This is a genomic window from Shinella zoogloeoides, assembly GCF_022682305.1.
Classification (GTDB): Bacteria; Pseudomonadota; Alphaproteobacteria; order Rhizobiales; family Rhizobiaceae; genus Shinella; species Shinella zoogloeoides_B.
Genome location: NZ_CP093528.1, coordinates 168,083 through 191,674, shown reverse-complemented (window position 1 = coordinate 191,674; position 23,592 = coordinate 168,083). Strand labels below are relative to the sequence as shown.

At 65.5% G+C, this 23,592-nt stretch carries 26 protein-coding genes; 10 read left to right on the top strand and 16 right to left on the bottom strand.

Going from position 1 to position 23,592, the window contains the following annotated elements; all coding sequences use genetic code 11:
• Positions 1–137 precede the first annotated feature (137 nt).
• The gene (locus tag MOE34_RS00930; RefSeq protein WP_242219968.1) at positions 138–1,304 is read left to right on the top strand and encodes a pyridoxal phosphate-dependent aminotransferase; all 1,167 of its coding nucleotides are present in this window, start codon (positions 138–140) and stop codon (positions 1,302–1,304) included.
• Here MOE34_RS00930 and MOE34_RS00925 read toward each other — a convergent pair whose 3' ends face one another.
• Entirely contained in the window at positions 1,305–1,835 is a 531-nt protein-coding gene (locus MOE34_RS00925; RefSeq protein ID WP_242219966.1) for an AAA family ATPase, read from the bottom strand.
• A gap of 104 nt (positions 1,836–1,939) precedes the next feature.
• On the opposite strand from MOE34_RS00925, the gene galE reads away from it, so the two are divergent.
• On the top strand, positions 1,940–2,932 hold the full coding sequence (gene galE, locus MOE34_RS00920; protein ID WP_242219964.1) for a UDP-glucose 4-epimerase GalE: 993 nt from the start codon (positions 1,940–1,942) through the stop codon (positions 2,930–2,932).
• Between the two features lie 62 nt (positions 2,933–2,994).
• Here the strand turns inward: galE and MOE34_RS00915 are convergent, their stop codons facing one another.
• From MOE34_RS00915 to MOE34_RS00875, 9 genes are all read right to left on the bottom strand, one after another.
• The gene (locus tag MOE34_RS00915; protein WP_242219962.1) at positions 2,995–3,294 is read right to left on the bottom strand and encodes a chorismate mutase family protein; all 300 of its coding nucleotides are present in this window, start codon (positions 3,292–3,294) and stop codon (positions 2,995–2,997) included.
• Positions 3,295–3,605: 311 nt separating this feature from the next.
• A complete protein-coding gene (locus tag MOE34_RS00910) occupies positions 3,606–3,845 on the bottom strand; it encodes a hypothetical protein (RefSeq protein ID WP_242219960.1) in 240 nt (79 codons plus the stop codon).
• A gap of 54 nt (positions 3,846–3,899) precedes the next feature.
• A complete protein-coding gene (locus MOE34_RS00905; protein WP_242219958.1) occupies positions 3,900–4,148 on the bottom strand; it encodes a hypothetical protein in 249 nt (82 codons plus the stop codon).
• Between the two features lie 81 nt (positions 4,149–4,229).
• Entirely contained in the window at positions 4,230–4,487 is a 258-nt protein-coding gene (locus MOE34_RS00900) for a hypothetical protein (RefSeq protein ID WP_242219956.1), read from the bottom strand.
• 595 nt (positions 4,488–5,082) lie between these two features.
• A complete protein-coding gene (locus tag MOE34_RS00895) occupies positions 5,083–6,252 on the bottom strand; it encodes a M20 aminoacylase family protein (protein ID WP_242219954.1) in 1,170 nt (389 codons plus the stop codon).
• Positions 6,253–7,071: an ABC transporter permease gene (locus tag MOE34_RS00890; RefSeq protein WP_242219951.1), complete on the bottom strand. Its 819-nt coding sequence runs from the start codon at positions 7,069–7,071 to the stop codon at positions 6,253–6,255.
• Positions 7,071–7,799, bottom strand: a complete 729-nt coding sequence (locus MOE34_RS00885) for an ABC transporter permease (protein ID WP_160787789.1) — start codon at positions 7,797–7,799, stop codon at positions 7,071–7,073. Before MOE34_RS00885 ends, MOE34_RS00890 begins: the two co-directional genes overlap by 1 nt.
• A 67-nt stretch (positions 7,800–7,866) precedes the next feature.
• Positions 7,867–8,649: a transporter substrate-binding domain-containing protein gene (locus MOE34_RS00880; protein WP_242219950.1), complete on the bottom strand. Its 783-nt coding sequence runs from the start codon at positions 8,647–8,649 to the stop codon at positions 7,867–7,869.
• Positions 8,650–8,677: 28 nt separating this feature from the next.
• On the bottom strand, positions 8,678–9,451 hold the full coding sequence (locus MOE34_RS00875) for an ABC transporter ATP-binding protein (RefSeq protein WP_242219947.1): 774 nt from the start codon (positions 9,449–9,451) through the stop codon (positions 8,678–8,680).
• A gap of 211 nt (positions 9,452–9,662) precedes the next feature.
• Here MOE34_RS00875 and MOE34_RS00870 point away from each other — a divergent pair, with 211 nt between their 5' ends.
• The 4 genes from MOE34_RS00870 (at position 9,663) to MOE34_RS00855 (ending at position 14,048) form a co-directional block, all read left to right on the top strand.
• Positions 9,663–10,541: a dimethylarginine dimethylaminohydrolase family protein gene (locus MOE34_RS00870; protein ID WP_160787786.1), complete on the top strand. Its 879-nt coding sequence runs from the start codon at positions 9,663–9,665 to the stop codon at positions 10,539–10,541.
• Between the two features lie 64 nt (positions 10,542–10,605).
• A complete protein-coding gene (locus tag MOE34_RS00865; RefSeq protein ID WP_242219945.1) occupies positions 10,606–11,229 on the top strand; it encodes a TetR family transcriptional regulator C-terminal domain-containing protein in 624 nt (207 codons plus the stop codon).
• A 24-nt stretch (positions 11,230–11,253) separates the two neighbouring features.
• A complete protein-coding gene (locus MOE34_RS00860; RefSeq protein ID WP_242219943.1) occupies positions 11,254–12,444 on the top strand; it encodes a pyridoxal phosphate-dependent aminotransferase in 1,191 nt (396 codons plus the stop codon).
• Positions 12,441–14,048: a 5-guanidino-2-oxopentanoate decarboxylase gene (locus MOE34_RS00855; RefSeq protein ID WP_242219941.1), complete on the top strand. Its 1,608-nt coding sequence runs from the start codon at positions 12,441–12,443 to the stop codon at positions 14,046–14,048. The genes MOE34_RS00860 and MOE34_RS00855 overlap by 4 nt, the downstream gene beginning before the upstream one ends.
• Before the next feature lie 57 nt (positions 14,049–14,105).
• Here MOE34_RS00855 and mscL read toward each other — a convergent pair whose 3' ends face one another.
• Positions 14,106–14,546: a large conductance mechanosensitive channel protein MscL gene (gene mscL, locus MOE34_RS00850; RefSeq protein ID WP_242219939.1), complete on the bottom strand. Its 441-nt coding sequence runs from the start codon at positions 14,544–14,546 to the stop codon at positions 14,106–14,108.
• Positions 14,547–14,730: 184 nt separating this feature from the next.
• Here mscL and MOE34_RS00845 point away from each other — a divergent pair, with 184 nt between their 5' ends.
• The gene (locus tag MOE34_RS00845) at positions 14,731–18,231 is read left to right on the top strand and encodes a hybrid sensor histidine kinase/response regulator (protein ID WP_242219937.1); all 3,501 of its coding nucleotides are present in this window, start codon (positions 14,731–14,733) and stop codon (positions 18,229–18,231) included.
• A 9-nt stretch (positions 18,232–18,240) separates the two neighbouring features.
• On the opposite strand, the gene MOE34_RS00840 is transcribed toward MOE34_RS00845, so the two are convergent.
• A complete protein-coding gene (locus tag MOE34_RS00840) occupies positions 18,241–18,894 on the bottom strand; it encodes a response regulator (RefSeq protein WP_160787780.1) in 654 nt (217 codons plus the stop codon).
• Between the two features lie 66 nt (positions 18,895–18,960).
• Complete coding sequence (locus MOE34_RS00835; RefSeq protein ID WP_242219935.1) at positions 18,961–19,386, bottom strand: hypothetical protein; 426 nt, start codon at positions 19,384–19,386, stop codon at positions 18,961–18,963.
• A 108-nt stretch (positions 19,387–19,494) separates the two neighbouring features.
• Between MOE34_RS00835 and MOE34_RS00830 the strand changes: the two genes are divergently transcribed.
• The 3 genes from MOE34_RS00830 (at position 19,495) to MOE34_RS00820 (ending at position 21,268) form a co-directional block, all read left to right on the top strand.
• The gene (locus MOE34_RS00830; protein WP_242219933.1) at positions 19,495–19,842 is read left to right on the top strand and encodes a DUF952 domain-containing protein; all 348 of its coding nucleotides are present in this window, start codon (positions 19,495–19,497) and stop codon (positions 19,840–19,842) included.
• Positions 19,842–20,927: a quinone-dependent dihydroorotate dehydrogenase gene (locus MOE34_RS00825; RefSeq protein WP_242219931.1), complete on the top strand. Its 1,086-nt coding sequence runs from the start codon at positions 19,842–19,844 to the stop codon at positions 20,925–20,927. The genes MOE34_RS00830 and MOE34_RS00825 overlap by 1 nt, the downstream gene beginning before the upstream one ends.
• Positions 20,928–21,064: 137 nt before the next feature.
• The gene (locus MOE34_RS00820; RefSeq protein ID WP_242219929.1) at positions 21,065–21,268 is read left to right on the top strand and encodes a DUF2934 domain-containing protein; all 204 of its coding nucleotides are present in this window, start codon (positions 21,065–21,067) and stop codon (positions 21,266–21,268) included.
• A 27-nt stretch (positions 21,269–21,295) separates the two neighbouring features.
• On the opposite strand, the gene MOE34_RS00815 is transcribed toward MOE34_RS00820, so the two are convergent.
• Genes MOE34_RS00815 through MOE34_RS00805 form a run of 3 tightly spaced genes read right to left on the bottom strand, consistent with a single transcriptional unit; the run spans position 21,296 to position 23,442 of the window.
• Complete coding sequence (locus MOE34_RS00815; RefSeq protein ID WP_242219926.1) at positions 21,296–22,657, bottom strand: MATE family efflux transporter; 1,362 nt, start codon at positions 22,655–22,657, stop codon at positions 21,296–21,298.
• Positions 22,658–22,687: 30 nt separating this feature from the next.
• Entirely contained in the window at positions 22,688–23,176 is a 489-nt protein-coding gene (locus tag MOE34_RS00810) for a CAP domain-containing protein (RefSeq protein WP_242219924.1), read from the bottom strand.
• Positions 23,176–23,442: a DUF6460 domain-containing protein gene (locus MOE34_RS00805; RefSeq protein ID WP_242219922.1), complete on the bottom strand. Its 267-nt coding sequence runs from the start codon at positions 23,440–23,442 to the stop codon at positions 23,176–23,178. The genes MOE34_RS00810 and MOE34_RS00805 overlap by 1 nt, the downstream gene beginning before the upstream one ends.
• Positions 23,443–23,592 lie beyond the last annotated feature (150 nt).

Below are 23,592 nucleotides of genomic sequence, written 5' to 3'. Positions count from 1 at the left end.
CCTGCCATTCTTCCATCACCGAATTCGATGCATCTGTCAGCGAAACTCGCGTGAACGATCATGGAAAACCGGCTAGACCTTGGCCGCTTCGTTCCGCCGGGCGAAAGCGGAATTGCGGTTTACCGGAGTGAATATCCATGAGCATCGTCGAAAGCCTCAGCCCTCGCTCGCTCCGGGCGCCGGAAAGCGGGATCGTCGAAGTCGTCAATTATGCGCGCGGGCGCGAGGGATTGATTCCGCTCTGGGTGGGCGAAGGCGATCTGCCGACGCCGGATTTCATAGCGCGTGCGGCCTCCGACGCCCTCCTGCGCGGTGAAACCTTCTATACTTGGCAGCGCGGCATCCCGGAACTGCGCTCGGCGCTCTCGCGCTATTATGCGCGCCGCTTCGGCGCAAAGCTGCCGGACGAGCATTTCTATGTGGTCGGCTCCGGCATGCAGGCGATCAAGCTTGCCATCGAGGCGCTGGTCTCGCCGGGCGACGACATGGTCTATCTGACACCGGCCTGGCCGAATTTTGCGGCGGCGGCCGAGCTGTCCGGGGCCAATGCAGTCGCCGTCCCGCTGGATTTTGCCGGCGGTCGCTGGCAGATCGATCTTGACCGCGTCGAGGCTGCGATCACGCCGAAGACGCGCGCGCTCTTCGTCAACACCCCGTCGAACCCCACCGGATGGACCGCGACGCGCGAGGACCTGGCGAACCTCCTCGCCATCGCGCGGCGCCACGATCTCTGGATCATGGCCGACGAGATCTATGCGCTCTATCATTATGCCGGCGGTCGCGCGCCTTCCTTCCTCGACGTGATGGAGGAAGGCGACCGGGTTGTCTTCGTCAACTCCTTCTCGAAGAACTGGTCCATGACCGGCTGGCGTGTCGGCTGGATCGTCGCGCCGCCGGAAATCGGCCAGGTGCTGGAAAACCTCATCCAGTATTCCACCTCCGGCGTGCCGCAGTTCCTGCAGCAGGGCGCGATCGTGGCGCTCGACGAGGGCGATGCCTTCGTGCAGGCGAATATCGACAAGGCGGCGCGCAACCGCGACGTCTTCTGCGATGCACTGATCGCCACCAACCGGGTGGAGACGCTGAAGCCAGACGGCGCACTCTATGCGTTCCTGAAGATCGACGGCGTGACGGATTCACGCCTTGCCGCGCTCGATATCGTCGACCGCACCAATGTGGGCCTTGCGCCCGGCACGGCCTTCGGTCCGGGCGGTGCGCTTTTCATGCGCGCCTGCTTCCTGAGAGACCCCGCGCAGGTCGCCGAAGCGGCCGACCGGCTCGCCCGCTACATCGCCGCCCGCTGATCAGCCCAGCCGGGCGAGCAGGAAATCCGCGCGCGCATCCACCGGCGTCTTCGGCAGGACAACCGTTTCGTAGCCGAGCGCCGGGTAGGTCTTTTCGAGGCGCGCATATTCGCAAAGCGCGGCGTCGAAACCGTGCCGGCGCTCCGGGTCTTCGGCATAGATTTCCGGCCAGGGCGGTGTGAGGAAGACCTTGCTGTTATAACGATGCTGCGTGGCAAGCGCGGCCATCACCGGCTCTCCACAGGTCGCCTCGAGCGCCGATGCGGCATCTATCAGCCCTCGGTCGAAGAACACGAGGCCATCGTGGTCGTGCATCCGTTCCCGGTCGGCAAGCGCCATTGCGATGGCGCGGCGGGCGAAGGCGGCAAGGTCCCGCCACGGCAGGGCGTCGCCCCCTGCCGCCAGTTCTTCCTGCACGATGCGGCGACCCGGCTCCTCCACCACCGCATGGCCACGCCGGCGCAACTCTTCAAGGAGGGTTGACTTCCCCCCGCCGGAGCAGCCGGAAAGCACGATGAAACGGTCTGACATGATCTGGTCTTTCGTGGATTGAAGAACGCCGGGTGCAATAGCGGTTGCGTCCCGTCTGCATGCGGGCTGATATGCTTCCCAATTTGCACGATTCGGGGAATGACATGGCGGTTCTGGTTACGGGCGGCGCGGGCTATATCGGCAGCCATATGGTGTGGGCGCTCGTCGATGCCGGCGAGGAGGTCGTGGTGCTCGACCGGCTTTCCACCGGCTTCCGTTGGGCCGTGGCGCCGGAGGCGCGCTTCTACGAAGGCGACATCGCCGATACGGCGCTGCTGGCACGTATCTTCTCCGAGAACGCGGTCGATGCGATCATCCACTTCGCCGGCTCGATCGTCGTGCCGGAATCGGTCGCCGACCCCCTCTCCTATTACGAGAACAACACGGTCAAGTCGCGGGCGCTGATCGCGGCCGCCGTAGCGGCGAAGGTGCCCCATTTCGTCTTCTCCTCCACCGCCGCCGTCTACGGCACGCCGGACGGCACAGAGCCGGTGGTGGAAACCGCCGCGCTCCGGCCGGAATCGCCCTACGGCTCCTCCAAGCTGATGACCGAGATCATGCTGCGCGACACGGCCGCCGCACACGACTTCACCTATACGGCGCTGCGTTATTTCAATGTGGCGGGGGCCGATCCGCGCGGCCGCACGGGCCAGTCCACCAAAGGCGCGACGCATCTCATCAAGGTCGCCTGCGAGGCCGTCCTCGGCAAGCGCGGCGGCATGGACGTCTACGGCACGGACTACCCGACGCCCGACGGCACCTGCATCCGCGACTATATCCATGTCAGCGACCTTGCCAATGCGCATCTGAAGGCGCTGCAGCGCATGCGGGCGGGCGGCGGCTCCATCGTCGCCAATTGCGGCTATGGCCGCGGGTTTTCCGTTCTGGAGGTGCTGGAGCAGGTGAAGGCCGTTTCGGGCAGGGAGTTCCCGGTGCATTTCGCCGGCCGCCGGCCGGGCGACGCAGTCCTCATCGTCGCCAATCCCTCCGTGGCGATGCAGGAACTTGGCTGGACGCCACAGCATGACGACCTTGCCTTCATCGTGCGCACGGCGCTCGACTGGGAAGACCATCTCGGCAAGCGCAACCAGCGCTAAGGCGTCTTTGCCGGAAATGCCACGGGCCGGCCGAGGTGCGCATGGAGCGCCTTGGGGCAGTTTCAGGCCTCGCCGAGCTGCGCCTTCTCATAGGCGATGGCACGCTGGATAAGCTGCGCCCAAACCTCTTCGTAGAAAGCGCCGTCGAGGCCGAGCGCCTCGGCGTTGCGGCGGGCGTTATCCCGCACCTGCCGGACGCGCTCCGGCACGTCGGCGGGAATGCCGAGACCCGCCTTGATCTCCGCCGCGCGGCCGATGAAGCTCCAGCGCTCGGCAAAGAGCGCCATCAGCGCGCTGTCCACCCGGTCGATATTCTCCCGGATTTCCATCATCGTGGTGCACTCAGCCGCAGTCTTCGCCATTCCGGTCTCCTTCATGGGCACCCGGATAGCAGAGGATCGTTTGGGGGGAAAGGCGTTCCGGTGTCGCAAGGGGCGGGACCGTGTTCGAGGCCACATGCAGGCCCGGGGGTTAGGCAAAAGGAGGGTGCGGTCCTGTCTTTCGCCTGCGGGCCTGCATGCTGGCCGAGAAGAACCCTAGGCAAACAAGCTGGCGCGAGGCTGGAAGCCGTTACGTAGCGTTAAGCCACGTTGCAGAGGCGTTGCGTTCACAACGAGCGAAGCTCCCGGCAGGTCCGCCAGGAGCTTCGAAAATCGCCGGATCGCGCCGCCGATCAGTTGGCGTTGGCGGCCGGAACCATCGGGCGATAATCGCCACGGTCCGTGTTCTTGTATTCGACGGTCGTGTCGCGGACGGCAACGCGGTCGCCGATGCTGTGCGTGCGGACCGGGTCGACGTTCTGGGACTTCACGGCATCCGGCGTACCGCCGACATAATACTCGCCCGAGGCGAAGGCGGCGGAAGCACCGAAGACGGAAGCGGCGACGAGGGCGGCGGTGAAGATCTTGGTCATGGTTATATTCCTTGTTCTGTCTTGTGGTTCAGGTCTTGGGAGGAGGACGGTCAATTACTTGGCGTTCGGAGCGACCGAGCGGTAATCGCCATGGTCATAGGAGCTGGCTTCTGCGGCCTGGCCCTTGATGACGTGCTTGTCGCCGATGCTGTTGGTGCGGAAGGCGTCGACATTCGTCTGGCTCTGCACCGGTGCCGGCGCGCCGCCGACATAGTAGTCGCCCGAGGCGAAAGCCGTGGAGGCGCCAAAGACGGAAGCGGCGATGAGGGCGGCGGCAAAGGTGGTGGAGAGGGTCTTGGTCATGGTCGTATTCCTTGATTCAGTCTTGCATTCGATATCCGGGAGCTTGCCGGCCCCGCCGGCAAGCTTTCCGCTTGGCAATGGTTAGCGGGACATGTCCGAGCCGGCCGGGCGATAGTCGCCATGGTCATAGGGCTGGGCGATGGGGGCGTGACGCTTGATGGCCACATGCTTGTCGCCGATGCTGTTCGTCTGGAACCGGTCGACATTCTGGCTCTGGCTGCTCACGGCGTCCGGCGAGCCACCGACATAATAGTCGCCGGAAGCGAAGGCGGCGGAGGCGCCGAAGACGGAGGCCGCGACGAGGGCGGCGGCGAAAGTGGTGTTGAGGGTCTTGGTCATGGTCGTTGTCCTTTCCTATATGGGTCTATGGAAGCGGCGGTGTGGTCTTGCTCGATTGCCGGGGCGGGCCATTTCGGGGCGCTCACGGCTCTCTTCGCTTCAACAGTTCCGACATCGTCTTTCCCTTGGTTGTCTTCCCGAAAACGGGGTGTGCCGCTTTCGTGAATTAAAGATGGTCCCTCAATTTGTGGGACGCAAGGGTCTGTTTTTGGAAACAACCGTCAACGTTTTCTGAACAATGAAAACCACCGTTTCCGACCACAACCGGAATGGACGGAACGCAAGGAAATCACCTGCCGGGGTCGCTTGCCCGGGCACGGGCCGAACTCATTAATCTGTTGATTTAAAATTGGATTTTTTCCGCCAGATTGGCGATTTCGCCAAAACGCACGCAGAAAATGCAGCGCGGGTGCGCATCGTTAACACTTGCGGCGGTAAAAACCCGGACCGGCGATTTCAAGAGTTTCACGAATGTGTGACGCATAAAAAATCGGCCCTGAAACGCCATTCAGGGCCGATTGAATTGCGGCAGGAATGTGGCGGAGATGCTCACAGACACGCCGGCGATTCCCTTACCAGGCCTACCCTGTCCGCTTCAGGCGGCGCGCAGATAGTGCTCCGTCAGTTCCGTCCAGAAGGCGGCGCCGACCGGCAGCAGGTCGTCGTTGAAATTGTAGCCGGGGTGGTGAAGCGACTTGTCGTCCTCCCCGCTCCGGCCGCCGAGGAAGAAATAGGTGCCCGGCCGTTCCTTCAGCATATAGGCGAAGTCCTCGCTGCCCATGAAGGGGCGCTCGAGGTCGACAACCTTGTCGGCACCGGCAAAGCGCACGGCAAGGTCGCGCACCAGATCCGTTTCGGCCTTGTGGTTGACCGTCGCATCGTAGAAGCGCTGGTAGTTCACCGTCGCGCTCATGCCGTAGCTTTCGGCCTGCCGCTCGGCGATGAGGCGGATGCGGCGCTCCAGCTCGTCGCGGACAGTGGGGTCGAAGGAGCGGATGCCGACGACGATCTCCGCACGGCTCGGGATGATGTTGCTGGCCGAACCGGCATGGAAGGAACCGACCGTCACCACCGTCGGATCGAGCGGGTGGATGTTGCGCGAGACGATGGTCTGCAGCGCCATGACTATGGACGCGCCGCAGACGATGGGGTCCGCCGTCTCCTGCGGCTCCGCGCCATGGCCGCCGACGCCGTTGACGGTGATGCGCGCCTCGTCCACCGCCGCCATGATCGGGCCGTCGCGCAGGGCGAACTGGCCGAAGGGCAGGTTCGGCTCGTTATGGAGCGCAAACACGGCGTCACAGGGGAATTTTTCGAACAGTCCCTCCTCCACCATGATCTTCGCCCCGCCGAAATTCTCCTCGGCCGGCTGGAAGATCAGGTGCACCGTGCCATCGAAATTGCGCCGCTCGGCAATCGCCCTGGCCGCCCCCAGCAGCATGGCGGTGTGCCCGTCATGGCCGCAGGCATGCATCTTGCCCGGCGTCTTGCTGGCATAGGGAAGGCCCGTCTCCTCGAAGATCGGCAATGCATCGATATCCGCGCGGATGCCGATGGACCTGCGGCTCGTGCCGTTCGTCAGCGTCGCGACGAGGCCCGTCTTCGCAAGGCCGCGCGTGACCTTGTAGCCGTAGCCTTCCAGATGCCGCGCGATGACGTCGGAGGTGCGCACCTCCTCAAGGCCGAGTTCCGGGTGCTCGTGCAGGTCCCGGCGGATCGCCACCATTTCAGGCATGGAATTGAGAAGGGTCGTATGAATTGTCATTCAAGCACCACGTGTCGGAATCTTGCTTTCGAAATAGCGGAAGGCGACCACCAGGATGGCGGTCAGGCAAAGGTAGATGAGCGCCAGCAGCAGCAGCGGCTCGTAAGTAATGTAGGTTTCCTGCCGCACCTTGGAGATGACGGCATAGACGTCGATGACGGTGATCGTCGCGACGAGCGGCGTCGACTTCAGCTGCAGGACCGTCTCGCCGTTCAGCGTCGGCAGGGCGCGATGCACGGCGCGCGGCAACCAGATGCGGCGGAAGGCGGTGAACGGGCTCATGCCATAGGCGCGGGCGGCTTCCAGCTCTCCGCGCGGCACGCCGGCAAAGGCCCCGCGCATCACCTCGCCCTCATAGGCGGCAAAGGATAGCGTCAGCGCCGCGACACCATAGGGCCAGGCCTCGCGCAGATAGGGCCACAGGAACGAGCTGCGGATGCTGGGGAACTGCGGGAACAGTGAGCCGAGGCCGTAATAGAGCAGCCACAACTGCAGGAGCAGCGGCGTGCCACGGATGACGGTGCAGAACCCTTTCGCCAGCGCCTTCAGCGGCCAAGGCCCCGTCACCTGCACGAGGCCGATGGGCACGGCGAGCAGAAAACCGAGAAAGGCCGTGCTGAACAGCATCAGCAGCGTCACCCCGACACCGTGGGCGAGACGCCCGGAATATTTCGGCACCCAGTCCCAGCGCATGAACCAGACGACGCAGAAGACGAGGATGGCGGCGATCGCCATCAGCACGATGCGGTGCGGCTTGAAGAAGCTCTGCTTCGAGGGCAGCTCGGTGAGCGCCATGGCGGAGACGGTTTGCTCGCTCATCAGGCCGGCCTCACCATGCCGCGCCGGTAGTGGCGCTCTATGAAGCCGATCAGCACGTTGGAAACCAGCGTGATCATTAGGTAGAGCGCACCCGCCGCGCAGAAGAAGAGAAGATAGGCCTTGGTGCTGCCCGCCGCCTGGCGCGTGACCAGCGTCAGCTCGCTGAAGCCGACGACGGCCAGCAGCGCCGTATCCTTGGTGGCGATCAGCCAGAGGTTAGAAAGGCCGGGAATGGCATGCGGCAGCATGGCCGGCAGGGTGACTCGGCGCATGATCTGCACCGGCGACATGCCATAGGCCCGCGCCGCCTCGATCTCGCCCGCCGGCACCGCCTTGATCGCCCCGCGCAACACCTCCGTCGAATAGGCGCCCTGCACAACGCCGATGACGAAGATGCCCGCCGCAAGCCCGCTGATATCGACCGCGCCCCAGCCGAGGGCGGCGGAAATCTGGTTCAGCACGTCCGTGCCGGCATAATAGAGAATGAGGATCAGAACGAGCTCGGGCACCGCACGCACGAGCGTCGTGTAGACTTCCAGCAGGTCCTTCGTAACCGGGCCACCATAGAGCTTGCCCATCGCCCCGCCGGTGCCGAGGATGAGGCCAAGCCCGTAGCCGCCGATGGCGATCTGGATGGAATTCCACAATCCCGCCAGGAGAACCCCGCCCCAGCCGGGCGGTTCAAGGGCAAGCAGGCTCCAGTTGATCAGCGATCCGGCATCGGCCATGGGGTCTCGTGTCCGTTTCAGGAGAAAGGCCGGCGGCAGGCGCCGCCGGCGTCAGAGAGCGAGGCGATCAGCCGCCGTAGATGTCGAAGTCGAAGTACTTCTTCGAGAACTCTTCGTACTTGCCGTTCTCGCGGATCGCCTTGATCGCGGCATTGATCTTATCCTTCAACTCGGTCTCGCCCTTGCGCAGGCCGACGCCGACGCCGAGGCCGAGGACTTCCGTGTCATCCTTGACCATGCCCTTCATGTCGCAGCAGGCGCTGCCCTGCTCGCTCTTGAGGAACTCCAGCATGGCGACGGAGTCGGCCTGCACCGCATCGATGCGGCCGGCGGCGAGGTCGTTGTTGGCCTCGTCCTGCGTCTGGTATTCCTTGACCGTCACGCCCGCCGGGGCGAAATACTTGTTGGCATAGACCTGGTGGATGGTCGCCACCTGCACGCCGAGCGTCTTGCCGGCAAGACCTTCGGGCGTCGGCTCGAACTTCTGGTCCTTCGGACCGATGATGCCCGGCAGCGAGTTGTAGTACTTATCCGAGAAGTCGATGGTCTGCTGGCGCTCCGGCGTGATCGACATGGAGCCGATGATCATGTCGATCTTGCTGGTGGTCAGCGCCGGGATGATACCGTCCCAGGCGACGGGCGTCACGACGCAGTCGAGCTTGGCTTCGGCGCAGATCGCCTTCATGAAGTCCACTTCCCAGCCTTCCCAGTTGCCAGAGGCATCCGGCGAGGTGAAGGGCGGATAGGGCTCGGCGGCGAAGCCGACGCGGACCTGCTGGGCGGCCGCGCCGGAAATGGCCGCAAGGCCGATGGCGGCGGCAAGGGCGATGGTCTTCAAGGCACTCTTCATGGTCTTCCCTCTGTTGGTCTTATGATTTTCAGTGGATGGAGCTGATGAATTTCTTGAGGCGTTCCGATTTCGGCGCGCCGAATATCTCGTCGGGCGGGCCCTGTTCCTCGATGACGCCTCCGGCCAGGAACACGACATGGCTAGCCACGTTGCGCGCGAACTTCATCTCGTGGGTGACAAGGATCATCGTGCGCTTCTCCTTGGCGAGGTCGCCGATGACGGAAAGCACCTCGCCTACCAGTTCCGGGTCGAGCGCGGAGGTGGGTTCGTCGAAGAGCATGACATGCGGCTGGATGGCGAGCGCCCGGGCAATGGCCGCGCGCTGCTGCTGGCCGCCGGAAAGGAAGGCCGGATAGGCATCGCGCTTTTCATAAAGCCCGACGCGGCGCAGAAGCGCCTCGGCCCGGTCGACGGCCTCGTCCTTCTTCACGCCCAGCACATGGACGGGCGCCTCGATGACGTTTTCCAGGATGGTCATGTGCTGCCAGAGATTAAAGCTCTGGAACACCATGCCGAGGCGGGAGCGGATGCGCTGAACCTGCCTGCGGTCGGAAGGCATAATGCCGCCATGGCCGTCCTTCTTCATGGCGATGGTCTCGCCGTGAATCGTCACCGTGCCGGCGCTCGGAAGCTCCAGCATGTTGATACAGCGAAGGAAGGTGGACTTGCCGGAGCCGGAACCGCCGATGATGGCGATGACGTCGCCCTCATGCGCGGTGAGCGATACGCCCTTGAGAACCTCCAGCGGCCCGAAGCGCTTGTGCAGGTCCGTGACCGCGATTGCCTCGGCACGTTCCGTCATCGTGGAGAGGTCTCCAGCGCACGGAAAATCGATGCATGACTCATGCCAAATTCCCCTGTTTTCCAGCGTTCCCGCGGGCATCTTCGGCCCGTCGTTTCCTCTTGTTGAAACCATCGTGGCACTTGTTAAGAAATTGTTCAAGCGTATAATAGCTGCATCGCTGACTTTTCCGGCAGCGCCCACCACGATCCAATTTCATGAGGAGCACTGAATGACCGCCTACGGTTCGCAGGAAATGTCGGCCCCCCTGAAGCGCGTCCTGATGCGCCGCCCAGGCAGCAGCCTTGCGGCGGCCGATCCGGCCAAGTGGCATTACGGCCCGACCTTCGACGGCGCCCGCGCGGTCCACCAGTACAAGGCCTTCGCCGAGCTGGTCGAAAAATCCGGCACCGAGATCATCTGGCTGGAGGATGACGGCGACGGGCTTGCCGACGCCATGTTCACCCACGACCCGTCGCTGATGTCGGATCATGGCGCGATCCTGCTGCGCATGGGCAAGCCGCTGCGCGTCGCCGAGACGGCGCTGCACGAGAAGGCCTATGCCGAACGGCAGATCCCGATCCTCGGCCGCATCACGGGCGAAGGCACCGTCGAGGGCGGCGACTGCATCTGGCTCGACGCGAAGACGCTGGTCATCGGCCGCGGCGTGCGCACCAATCAGGAAGGCATCGATCAGATCACACAGATCCTCGCGCCGCACGGCGTCACGGTTCTCGCCTATGACCTGCCGCTCTGGCATGGCGAGGAAGCCTGCCTGCACCTGATGAGCGTGATGAGCCCGCTTGCCGACGACCTCGCGCTCGTCTTCGCGCCGCTCCTGCCGGCCGCCTTCTACCAGATGCTGAAGAAGCGCGGTATTCGCCTCATCGAGGCTCCCGCCGACGAGTTCCACGCCAGCAACGGCCTGTCGCTGAACGTGCTGCCGACCCGCCCCCACGAGGTCATCATGGTCGAGGGCTTCCCGGCGACCAAGGCGGCCATGGAAGCGGCCGGCTGCAAGGTGGAGACCTTCGAGGCCGACGCGCTCTGCATCGCCTGCGAAGGCGGCCCGACCTGCCTGACGCGGCCGGTGCTGCGCCGCGCTGCATAAGAGCAATTCCAGCAAAAGCGTATAACGGTTTTGCTGGAATTGCGTAAAACCTAGAAGAGGCACCATGGCCCGCCGGACCTTCCATCGCGCTCCCGAAGCCGAACGCCGCCACGATCTGATCGAGGCGACGCTCGACTGCATCGCGGAATATGGCCTCGAAGGCGCGACGGTCCGGCAGATCGCCATCAAGGCGGGCGTCACGGCGGGCCTCATCCGGCATTATTTCCAGTCGAAGGAGCATATCCTTCAGGAGGCCTACCGCATCGTCATCGCAAGGCTCACCGAAAAGGCCGAGCGGGTGACGGGCGATCCGCAGACGCGGCTGCGCGACTTCATCGTCATCAACCTGACGGAGCCGGTCGCCAACAGCCGCAGCCTCTCGCTCTGGGCCTCGTTCATCAGCCGTGTCAGCGTCGATCCCGAACTCGCCGCCATCCACCGCGAAGGCTATCTCAGCTTCCGCAATGCGCTGGAAGCGCTGCTCGCGGATTTCCTCACCGAGCGTGGCGCGGACGCCTCGCCGGAGCGCTGCCGCCGGCTCGCCATCGCCATCAACGGCCTGCTCGACGGCCTGTGGCTGGAAGGCTGCCTTGCCGGCGAACTCTTCGGCGACAGCGAACTCGTCGAGATCGCGCTCACCACAATCGAAACGCTCCTCGGACTGCCCCTGAAACCCGCCAGGGACTAGACGACATTTCATACGGAGGACGGCATGCGCTACGCATCCATCACAGACCGGCTTCAGAATCTCGGCTCGGAAAAATGGGCCGTCCACGCCGCCGCGCGGCGCATGAAGGCGGAAGGCAAGCCCGTCATCGAGCTGACCATCGGCGAGCCGGACGTGCCGCCGGACCCGGCGCTCCTGGCCGAGGCCACCCGCGCCATGCATGCCGGCCGCTACCGCTATTCCAACGGCCGGGGCGAACCCGCGGTCGTCGCCGCGCTGGTGCGCAAGTACCAGAAGCGCCGCAGCGACGTGACCGCCGAAAACGTGCTCTGCTTCCCCGGCACCCAGACCGCGCTCTTCTCCGTCATGCTCGGCCTCGTCGAGGCGGGTGATGCTGTGCTCGTCGGCGATCCGCTCTATGCGACCTATGAAGGCGTCATCCGCGCGACCGGCGCGGAACAGGTCGCCGTGCCGCTGCGCCCGGAAAACGGCTTCCACATGAAGGCCGCGGACCTCGAGGCCGCCATCACACCGGAATGCCGCGTGCTGCTGCTCAACACGCCGCACAACCCCACCGGCGCAGTGCTGACCGCACAGGAGATCGCCGAGATCGGCGCCGTCTGCCGCAAGCACGACCTCTGGATCGTCTGCGACGAGGTCTACGAACAGCTCGTCTTCGGCGCGGGTTTCGCCTCGCCCTTCGACAATCCGGACCTTGCCGAGCGCACCATCGTCGTCTCCTCCATCTCGAAATCCCACGCCGCGCCGGGCTTCCGCAGCGGCTGGGCGATCGGCCCGGCGGAATTCTGCACCCGGCTGCTGTCGGTCTCCGAAACCATGCTCTTCGGTGTCCAGCCCTTCATCGCCGACATGACGGCCTATGCGCTCGACAATCCGATCTCGACCGCCGCCACCATGCGCCAGAGCTACAAGGCGCGCGCCGCGCGCTTTGCCGATGCCCTTTCCCGCGCGCCCGGCCTCGTGCCGCTGCCGCCTGAAGCCGGCATGTTCATCGTCGTCGACGTCTCGGAGACCGGCATGAGCGGCGAGGAGTTCGCCTGGGCGCTCCTGAACGAGGAACTCGTCGCCGTCATGCCGGGTTCGTCCTTCGGCGAAGGCGCGGCCGGCTTCATCCGCCTCAGTCTCACCGTGCCCGATGCCCATATCGACGAGGCCTGCCGGCGCATCGCCGCGCTCGCCGCCCGTTCCACCCTGCCGAAGGAGCGCCGCGCATGACCACGAAGACCGTCGGGGAAGTTCTCGTCGACCTGCTGGAGGCCAATGGCGTCGACGTCGTATTCGGCATTCCGGGCGTGCACACGGTCGAGCTTTACCGGGGCCTTGCCGCCTCGAAGATCCGCCACATCACCCCGCGCCACGAACAGGGCGCGGGCTTCATGGCCGACGGCTATGCGCGCGTTTCCGGCAAGCCTGGCGTCGCACTCGTCATCACCGGCCCGGGCCTCACCAACACGATCACGGCGATGGCGCAGGCGCGGCAGGATTCCGTGCCGATGCTGGTGATATCAGGCGTCAACCGGCGCGATTCGCTCGGCCACGGCCGCGGCATGCTGCATGAGCTGCCCGACCAGCAGGGCATGATGAAGACGCTGGCGCTCTATTCGCATACGCTTCTCAACCCCGCCGACCTGCCGCTCGTCGTCGAGCGCGCCTTCGCCGTGCTGCTCTCGGGCCGCCCCGGCCCGGTCCATATCGAAATTCCGACGGACGTGATGGCGACGCCCATCGAGACGGGCATTTTCCCGGCCGCCGTCGCGACACGTCCGCGCGCCGATGCGGAAACCCTGCAGCGCGCCGCCATCCTCTGCACCAACGCCTCCCGCCCCGTCATCCTCGCCGGCGGCGGCGCGGTGACGGCGGAAGAGGAGATCCGCGAGCTGGCCGAGCGTATCGGCGCGCCGGTCGTCACGACGGTCAATGCCCGCGGCATGCTCGCCGGCCATCCGCTTCGCGTGCCCGCCAGCCCCAGCCTCAAGGCGGTGCGCCGGCTTCTTTCCGATGCCGACCTCGTCGTCGCCTTCGGCACGGAATTCGGCCCGACCGACTACGACATCAATGTCGACGGCGGCTTCCCGCGCCTCAAGACGCTGATCCGCGTGGATATCGATGCCGCGCAGCTCGCGCGCACGCCGCAAACGGGCCTTTCGATCTTCTCCAGCGCCAAGACGGCCGCTGCCGGCATGCTCGGCTTCCTGGAAGGCCACAAGCCGATCGGCAACGGCGCGCCCCGCGCAGAGGCGGCGCGCAAGGGCGCATGGGCCGAGCTGACGGCCAAGATGCAGGCGGAAGTCGGCGTCATCGACGCGATCTGGCGCACCCTGCCGAAGGCGATCATCGTCGGCGACTCGACGCAGGCCGTTTATGCAGGCAACTATTATTGCGATGCGCCGCGCGCGCGCAGCTGGTTCAACGCCGCGACGGGCTACGGCGCGCTCGGCTTCGCCCCGCCCGCCGCCGTCGGTGCGGCACTCGCCGAACCCGATGCGCCCATCGTCTGCCTCGTCGGCGACGGCGGCCTGCAGTTCTCGCTGTCGGAAATCGGCTCGGCGGTGGATGCCGATGCCCGCGTGATCTTCCTCGTCTGGAACAATGACGGCTATCAGGAGATCGAGAACTACATGGTCGACGCCGGCATCACGCCCGAAGGCGTAAAACCCTCCGCGCCCGATTTTATCGCCATCGGCACCGCCTATGGCGTGCCCTCCGAACGCCTAGCGGATGTCAGGGACCTGCCGGCGGTACTGGAGCGGGCGGGGGACCGCCGCGGCCCGAGCCTCATCGAAATCCATCAGACAAAGACAGCCGGCGCGACCGCATGATGCATGGAAAAAGGCCCGGTTTCCCGGGCCTTTTCCTTGAGCGAGGCGCTGAAAGGCTCAAACGGCCGGACGGCTCTTGAGCAGGTCGCGGATTTCCGTGAGGAGCTGCACGTCTTCCGGCGGCGTCGCGGGTTCGGCGGCACCGGCTGCCTTTTCCTTCTCCAGCGAGGCGCGCATGCGGTTCACGCCCTTGACCATCAGGAAGATGATCCAGGCGAGGATGAGGAAGTTGATGAGGGCGGTGATGAAGCTGCCATAGGCGAAGACGGCGCCCTGCTCGCGGGCGGCGGCAAGCGAGCTGGCCGTCACATTGCCCGACAGCGCAATGAAATAGTTGGAAAAATCGAAGCCACCGCCGGTCAGGGCGCCGATGATGGGCATGACGAGGTCGTTGACGACGGATTCGACGATCCTGTTGAAGGCTGCACCGATGATGACGCCGACGGCAAGGTCCATGACATTGCCGCGGGCGATAAACGCCTTGAACTCGTTGAGCATATGGGTCTCCTGTTGCTGCGACGCAAAAGCAACCTAGTGCAGTTTGCGCGCCCGGGAAACTGCGATCCATCAATATTTAATCGTTTCTACGACGAGCATCTCCCTCAGACCTTCGGCGCAATTTCCTTCGCCCCCGCTTTGGCCTATTCTCTCACAAGAAGGCCGAAGGATTGCGGGAGGATGCATGCCGGGCTCGCTGATATTCGCCCTGGCGCTCGCCTATCTGCTGCTGCTCTTCGCGGTCGCCAGCTACGGCGACCGCAAGGCGCGGCGCTCCGGCCACACGTCGAAAGGCCGGCCGCTTGTCTACGCGCTGAGCCTTGCCATCTACTGCACCTCCTGGACCTATTTCGGCGGCGTCGGCCTTGCCACCACCCACGGGCTGGAATTCATCGGCATCTATATCGGCCCGATCCTGATGTTCACGCTCGGCATGCCGCTCATTCGCCGCATCGTGACGCTGGCGAAGTCCGAGCGCCTCACCTCCATCGCCGACTTCGTCGCCGCCCGTTACGGCAAGAATCCGGGCATCGCCGCCGTCGTCGCGCTCATCTCGCTGATCGGCTACATTCCCTATATCGCGCTGCAACTGAAAGCCGTCTCCAGCTCCGTCGCCGCCATGGTGGATACGACCGGCTTCGGCATCGCCGCCTCGGGCGGCCTCGTTGACCTGCCTCTGGTCGTGACGCTCTTCCTCGCCTGCTTCGCCACCGTCTTCGGCACGCGCCACACGGACGCGACCGAGCACCAGGATGGCCTGATCCTCGCGATCTCGATGGAATCGCTGGTCAAGCTGGTCGCCATCGCCTCGGTCGGCCTCTATGTCGTCTACTTCATGTTCGACGGCCCGGGCGACCTCTGGCGGCGCGCCGCGGAGAACGAGCGCGTCATGCAGTCGCTAAGCTACGAGACGCCGGTTGCGCGCTGGATCCTGCTCATCGTGCTCTCCGCTTTCGCCATCGTCATGCTGCCGCGCCAGTTCCACGTCACGGTCGTGGAGAACCGCACGGCCGGTGAATTGCGCACGGCGGGCTTCCTCTTCCCGCTCTATCTCATCGCCATCAACCTCTTCGTGCTGCCCGTCGCCATCGGCGGCGTGATGACCTTCAACGGCCAGGGCGACGGCGACCTCTACGTGCTGACCCTGCCCTTCGCGCTCGACCAGCCGATCCTGACGCTCGTCGCCTTCATCGGCGGCTTCTCCGCCGCAACCGCCATGGTCATCGTCGCCTCGGTGGCGCTGTCGATCATGGTGTCGAACGACATCGTCATCCCGGTCGTGCTCCGGCGCAACCTCATCGGCGGCGTCGAGCAGCAGGAGGACCTGTCGCGCATGCTGCTGCGCATCCGGCGGCTCGCGATCTTCTTCGTCCTGCTGCTCGGCTATGCCTATTATCGTGCCGCGACCGCCAATGCGGGCCTCGCCTCCATGGGCCTGCTCGCCTTCGCGGCGGCGGCGCAGGTCGCGCCGGCCCTGCTTGGCGGCCTGTTCTGGCGCAGCGCCAATGCACGCGGCGCCATGGCCGGCATGATTTCCGGCCTCGTCGTGTGGGCCTACCTGCTCTTCCTGCCGAGCATCGGGGTCGCGGACAACGCCTTCGTCGCCGAAACCGTGCTCGGCTTCCTCTTCCCCGGCTCGACCGTCTTCACGGGCGAAGCGGCCGATCCGCTGGTCAACGCGACCCTCATCGCCATGATGGTCAATGTCGGCGCCTATGTCGTCGGCTCGCTCACCCGCAACCCGACCTCGCTGGAGCGCCTGCAGGCCGGCACCTTCATCCGCTCCAAGCCGCGCCTCGAGCGGGCCTTCCGGGGCCGGCGCACGAAGGTGACGGTCAAGGACCTCAAGTCCACCATCGCCAAATATCTCGGCGAGGAGCGCATGCAGCGGTCCTTCCACACCTACGAGCGGCAGGCCGGCCGCTGGCTGGAGGACAACGCGCCGGCCGACGCCGCCATCGTGCATTTCTCCGAACAGCTTCTCGGCAGCGCCATCGGCTCCTCCTCCGCCCGCCTCGTGCTTTCCCTCGTGCTCCAGCGCATCGACGACACGCCGACGGACACGGACTGGCTGCTCGACCAGGCAAGCGAGGCGCTGCAATACAATCAGGACATGCTGCAGACCGCGCTCGGCCAGATGGACCAGGGCATCGCCGTCTTCGACAGCGAAGGCAACCTCACGGTCTGGAACCGCCGCTTCCGCCAGCTTCTCGACCTGCCGGAATATGTCGGCCAGGTCGGTTTCCCGCTCGCCGATATCGTGGACATCCTTGTCGAGCGCGGCGACATCGCCGAGGCGGACCGCGCGGCGGCGATCACCCGCACGATGACCTTCGACGAACCCTTCGCGCTGGTACTGTCCGGCGGCGCGCGCATCATCGAAATCCGCACCAATGCCATGCCGGAAAAGGGCTTCGTCTCCACCTATACCGACATCACCGACCGCGTCGCCTCCGACCGCGCCCTCAAGCAGGTCAACGAGACGCTGGAGCAGCGCGTCGCCGAGCGCACCGTGGAACTGACCCGCGTCAATACCGAGCTTGCCGAGGCGCGCGCCGCCGCGGAAGAGGCCAATATCAGCAAGACGCGCTTCTTCGCCGCCGCCGGCCACGACATCCTCCAGCCGCTCAACGCCGCGCGGCTCTACTCCTCCTCGCTCGTCGAGCGGCTGGGCGAGACGGAGAACCGCGAGATGATCCACAATATCGATTCCTCGCTGGAATCGGTGGAGGCCATCCTCGGCGCCGTGCTCGACATTTCCCGCCTCGATACGGGCGCGATGAAACCGCGCGTGCAGACGGTGCCGCTGAAGGATCTCCTGAAGCGCATCGAGACCGATTTCGCCCCGATGGCGCGGGCGAAGAACCTGAAATTCACCGTGCTCCCCTCCTCGCTCGCCATCCGCACAGACCCGAACCTCCTGCGCCGCGTCGTGCAGAACCTCGTGTCGAACGCGATCAAATACACCAATTCCGGCGGGGTCCTGGTGGGCGTGCGCCGCAGGGGCGGACAGGCGACCATCGAGGTGCTCGATTCCGGCATCGGCATCCCCGCCTCGAAATTCCGCACCGTCTTCAAGGAATTCGCCCGGCTCGACGAGGGTGCACGCACCGCGCCCGGCCTCGGGCTTGGCCTGTCCATCGTCGACCGCATCTCGCGCGTGCTCTCCCATCCCGTCGAGCTGCAATCGACGCCGGGCCGCGGCACCAGCTTCAAGGTGCGCGTGCCCGTCGATACCGCCGCCAGCCGCCACGTCGCCGACAAGCCCGCCGCGGTGCCGGCCAGCGACGAGCCGCTGAAGGGACTGCGTGTGCTCTGCATCGACAACGAGCCGAAGATTCTCGACGGCATGCGGCTGCTGCTGTCCGGCTGGGGCTGCACGGTGACGCTGGCGGATTCCGTCGGGGCGGTCGAGACGCTGGTTGCCGCCGATCCCCCCATCATCGATGCCGTCATCGCCGACTACCATCTCGACGACGGCACCGGCATTTCCGCCATCGGCAAGCTACGGGCGGCGCTCGGCCGCGAGGTGCCCGCCCTCCTCGTCACCGCCGACCGCACGCCGGACGTTCGGGCCGAGGCCGAGCGGGACAATATCCTCGTGCAGAACAAGCCAGTGCGCCCCGCTTCCATGCGGGCATGGCTGACGCAGTTTTCGGCGTTGCAGCGAGAGGCGGCGGAGTAGGCTTCCGGTTCAGGCAGCCGCCTGCGCCGCCCCGATCTTGCCGAGCTGGATGACCGCCTGGGTGCGGCTGTCGACATTGAGCTTCAGCAGGATCGCCGAGACATGGGCCTTGATGGTCGCCTCGGAGACGCCGAGTTCGTAGGCGATCTGCTTGTTCAGCAGGCCCTCGGCCAGCATGGCGAGGACACGTGACTGCTGCGGGGTGAGCGTACGCAGCCGGGCGATGAGGTCCGCCACTTCGCTGTCCTGCTCCGGCCCGCGTACATAGCCGCCCGGCGTATAGATATTGCCCTCCAGCACCGAGCCGATGCCCTCGCGGATATCCTCGATGGAGGCGGACTTGGAGATGAAGCCGGAGGCGCCGAGATCGAGCGCGCGGCGGATGGTGGCCGGATCATCGCTGGCCGAGACGATGACGACGGGAAGGCTCTGGAATTCCGCGCGCAGCGAGATCAGGCCGGAAAGGCCGCTGACACCGGGCATGGCAAGGTCGAGCAGCAGGAGATCGGCATTCGGATGGTCCGTGGCCGCCTTGCGCGCCGCCTCGAAATCGCCCGCCTCGACGATATCGGGATTGCCCGCCATTCCGGTGAGCGCCTGTTTCAGCGCGCCGCGGAACAGCGGGTGGTCATCCGCGATGATGATGGTGAGTGCCGATGCCATGCGCTCCCTCCCAAGAGTAGACCCCGTGACGGACGCAGCACGGCCCGGCCGGCGCAGGAAAGCCCGTCAGGTCTTCTGCGGCGCCGCTTTCCCGGGGACGGCTTCCTCCTCGCCGTCCTCGAGGTTCTTCACGATGCCCATGAACCTTTGCATCATCTTTTCCATGATGCTCATCGTCCGGTCAATCTCTTCATCCGACGGTAGTGAGGGTTTTGCGTCCGTCAGGCTGGTTGCACCGCCCTTTTCGAGCGCCTCGACGCGTTTGGTGAGCAGCTCCAGCTCCTTTTCGAAGGCCGCGCGCTCGTCCGCCGCCATGCGGCAGACGATCTGCCCGTCCTGCTCGCGGCATAGCGAAACATCGCCCGAGGCAGTGTCAAGCCGAACGAAGCCGGTCTCCGTCTTCTCCATGCGGTAGCGCCCCTCGCCCTCGGCATGGGCGGAGCCTGCAAGCAGCGCGGCGGCGAAGGTCAGGGGCAGAACAGAGATTCGCATGCAAAATCCTCCAAGAGCCGGTTTCCGGGCCTGTCGCCGGTGGACATTCGCCGTTCTTTGCGGCAAGCGCTACCGGTAGACGCGGCAGCCGATGGAGAAACGGACGAGATGGCCAAAACAATCTACAAGATCGTTCCGGCAAGTCTGTGGCAAAATGCGAAGGACGCCGGGATTTTCAAGGGCGCCGCCATCGACCTTGCGGACGGCTATATCCATTTCTCCACCGCGACCCAGGCAAAGGAGACCGCCGCCCGCCATTTCGCCGGCCAGGGCGACCTCCTTCTCGTCGCCATCAATAGCGATGCACTCGGCGAAAAGCTTCTCTTCGAGCCTTCGCGCGGCGGCGATCTCTTCCCGCATCTTTATGCCGACCTGCCGCTTTCCGCCGTCCTCTGGGAAAAGCCCCTGCCGCTCGGCCCCGATGGCGCCCACCAGTTTCCGGAGATGTCCTTCTGATGTCCTTCCTCTCGAGCCTCGGCCGCAAGGGCCTCTTCCTCTTCGATCCCGAGACCGCCCACGGCCTTTCCATCGCCGCGCTGAAGGCCGGCGTCGTGCCCGCCTGCCCGGCCAAGGCCGACCCGCGTCTGGCCCAGACCGTCGCCGGCATCGCCTTCCCCAATCCGCTCGGCATGGCCGCCGGCTATGACAAGAACGCGGAGGTGCCGGAAGCGCTGCTGCGCCTCGGCTTCGGCTTCACGGAAATCGGCACCGTCACGCCGCGCCCGCAGGACGGCAACCCGAAGCCGCGCATCTTCCGCCTGACGCAGGACGATGCCGTCATCAACCGACTCGGCTTCAACAATGCCGGCCACGCCGCCGCCCTAGAGCGCCTGAAGACCTGCCGGCGCGACGCGCTGATCGGCGTCAATATCGGCGCCAACAAGGACAGCGAGGACCGCATCGCGGATTATGTGGCCGGCATCCGCACCTTCTACGACGTCGCCCGCTATTTCACCGCCAACATCTCCTCGCCCAACACGCCGGGCCTGCGCGACCTTCAGGCGAAGGAAAGCCTTCATGCGCTGCTGTCCGCCGTGCTTGCCGCCCGCGCCGAGGAACAGGCCCGCAGCGGCCGCCCGGTTCCCGTCTTCCTGAAGATCGCACCCGACCTCACGGAAGAGGGCCTCGACGATATCGCCGAAGTGGTGCTCGCCCATCCGCTCGACGGCCTCATCGTCTCCAATACGACGCTGTCGCGCGAAGGCCTTCGCGATACCCGCCATGCCGGCGAGGCCGGCGGCCTTTCCGGCAAGCCGCTCTTCGAAAAATCGACCATCGTGCTTGCCAAGATGCGCCGGCGTGTCGGCGCCGACCTGCCGATCATCGGCGTCGGCGGCGTCTCCTCGGCGGAGACGGCGGCGGAAAAGATTCGCGCCGGAGCGAACCTCGTGCAGCTCTATTCCTGCATGGTCTATGCCGGGCCGACGCTGCCCGGCGAGATCGTGAACGGCCTCTCGCGGCTTTGCGATCGCGAGCAGGTCGCCTCGATTTCCGCGCTGCGCGGCACCCGCACCGCCCATTGGGCGGACCGCGCCCTCTGATCGCCACACGGGAACCAAACGCGCCTGCCAGGGTTACTCCCTTGCGGGTGGAGTGTTCGGCAGAAGCCGATTCGCATCGACGGTAGCCTGCACCGATCCCGCCCGAACGGCCGAAAAGGCCAGGAAGGGACGATACGATGGACGATCGCAACGAACGAATCCGCAAACGGGCTCACGAAATCTGGGAAGAGGAAGGCCGTCCGGAAGGGCGCGAATATTCGCATTGGCTGCGCGCGAGGGCCGAAATCGACGCGGAGGACGATGAAAGGCCGAACCGGTCGGAAACGGGACCGCTCGATCTTCTCGGCCTCACGATCCTCCGCCGCGCACAGCCGGCCTGAATTGGCTCGGCAGCGAAGGGCCGGAGATCAGCTCCGGCCCGCCCCGGAAAACTGCCGGTCCGCCAGCGCCGGCAGGCGTAGCGCAAAGAATATCCCCCGAAACACCAGGAACAGATTCAGCGCGAGCCACAGCCCGTGATTGCCGAGGAGCGGCACGAAGAGGGCGAGCGCCGCGATATAGCCCACGAAGGCCGCCAGCATCATGTTGCGCATGGCCGAAGACCAGGTCGCGCCGATGAACACACCGTCCATCTGGAAGGCGAGTGCCCCGCTGATCGCCGTTAGCGCCGCCCAGGGCAGATATTTCGCCGCCTCGACCCGTACGCTCTCCGTCGTCGTCAGCAGGGCGATCACATCCGTTCCGAAAAGGAGCAGGAGCACCGTCGTTGCCGCGCCGAGGCCGAAGGACCAGATCACGGTCAGCTTCACCGCCCGGTCGAAGGCGGGGCGGAAACCGGCACCGAAGGCGCGGCCGACGAGCTGCTCGGCGGCATTGGCAAGACCGTCGAGATAGTAGCCGGCGACAAGGAAGAGGTTCATCAGCACCGCATTGGCAGCCAGAACGAGCGGCCCCATCGACGAGCCGATGCGCGTCATGATGGCGAAGGAGCCGATCAGCACGAAGGTGCGGATCATGATGTCCCGGTTCAGCGAAAAGAGCGCCCGCATGCGCTCGCGCGCAAAGATTTCCACGCGCGTCGGCCGATGGGCGCGATCGAAGCGCGACACGACGATGAGGAAGCCTGCCAGCAGGCCGACCGTCTCGCCGGCGAAGGTGCCCCAGGCGATGCCGGCGATCCCCCAGCCCAATCCAAGGCCGAGGCCGATCGACAGCACGATGTTGATGCCGTTGATGATGGCCTGCAGCAGCAGCCCCGTCATACCCTGCCCGCGCCCGAGCACGAAGCCGAGCAGCGTGTAGTTGGCGAGCGCCATCGGAGCGGACAGCACGCGGATCATGAAATAGGTCGAGGTCACCTCCGCAACTGCCGGCGACGGCGCCATCAGGAAAAGCCCGGCGGAGAGCAGCAATGGCGAGAGGAGCGCGATTATCAGTCCCGCGCAAAGCGCGATCGTGAGCGAGCGCCAGCAGACGGCCTGCTCCTCGCGCCGGTCGCCACGCCCATAGGCCTGTGCGACGAGGCCGGTGGTGGAGGCGCGCAGGAAATTGAAGCTGCCCAGCAGGAGATCGAAGATCACCGCGCCCACGGCAAGCCCCGCCAGCGCATCGGCCGAGCCGAGCCGCCCGGCCACCGCCGTATCGGTCAGGCCGAGCAGCGGCGTCGTCAGGAAGCCGAGCGTCATGGGAATGGCGATGGACAGCACGAGCCGGTGCGTCACTTCGAAAGGACCTGCCCCGTCGTTCCCTTCTATCGTCGCCGCGCTCATGGCCCCTCCCCCGGGTTCCCCTTCAGCCGTTCAGTTCGAAAGCACCATCGCCCAGTAGCGCCGGCCGCCCGAGGCCGGGTTCGAAACCGCCGCGACACCGAGGCCGCGATAATTGCCGAGCATGTTGGCGAGATGCTTCGGCGAGCGATACCACGCATCGAAGGCCTCGGTCGCGCTGTCCTGCCCCGCCGCAATGTTCTCGGCCGCCGGCAGGACGACCTCCATGCCCTTCATGCGTTTGCCGAAATTCGCGCCGAGGCCGATATTGTGCTCCATCTTGCCGGCCGCCGCCATGCGGCTCGCCTGGTCCATCGCCGCGCGCTGCGCCGCCTTGTCCATCGTCAGCGCCGGCAGTCCGCGCCCGGCCCTCAGCTTGTTGACGAGGCCGAGGGATGCGGCCGTCTGGTCGCTGCCCTTGCCGGCGGAAGGCGCCGGCGGGCGCGTGGTGGAGCAGCCGGCGGCAAGCGCGGCGAGGGCCGCCGCGGAGGCGGCGAGGAAGGCGCGACGGGAAGAGATCATCAGCGGCGGTAGCTCAGGAGACGGATGAGGACGAAGACCGGAATGACGATGACCGCACCCAGCAGCAGGTAGTCGCCAAGCTTGCCCAGCGTCTTGAAGCCCTTGTTCCAGAGGTCGATGACGAAATCGCGCGCGGCGAAGAGGATGTCGTCGGGATAGAGCCCGAAGATCGACATCAGGAAGCCCACGGCCACCGACAGGATCAGGAGCTTGATGATCACGCGCACCGGTGTGTCGCCGAGGAAGCCGTTCACGCCGTTCGACATGGGCTGATTCTCCAAAAGTTCATGCCCCTCCCAGATAAGCCGTCCCCGCCCTCGCGGCAAGAAGCGCGCGGGAAAGGCGGAAATGGGGCAAAGGGGAAAGATCGCGGAGGAACGACTTCTAATGAAAAACGCCCCGGCTCAGGCGGCGGG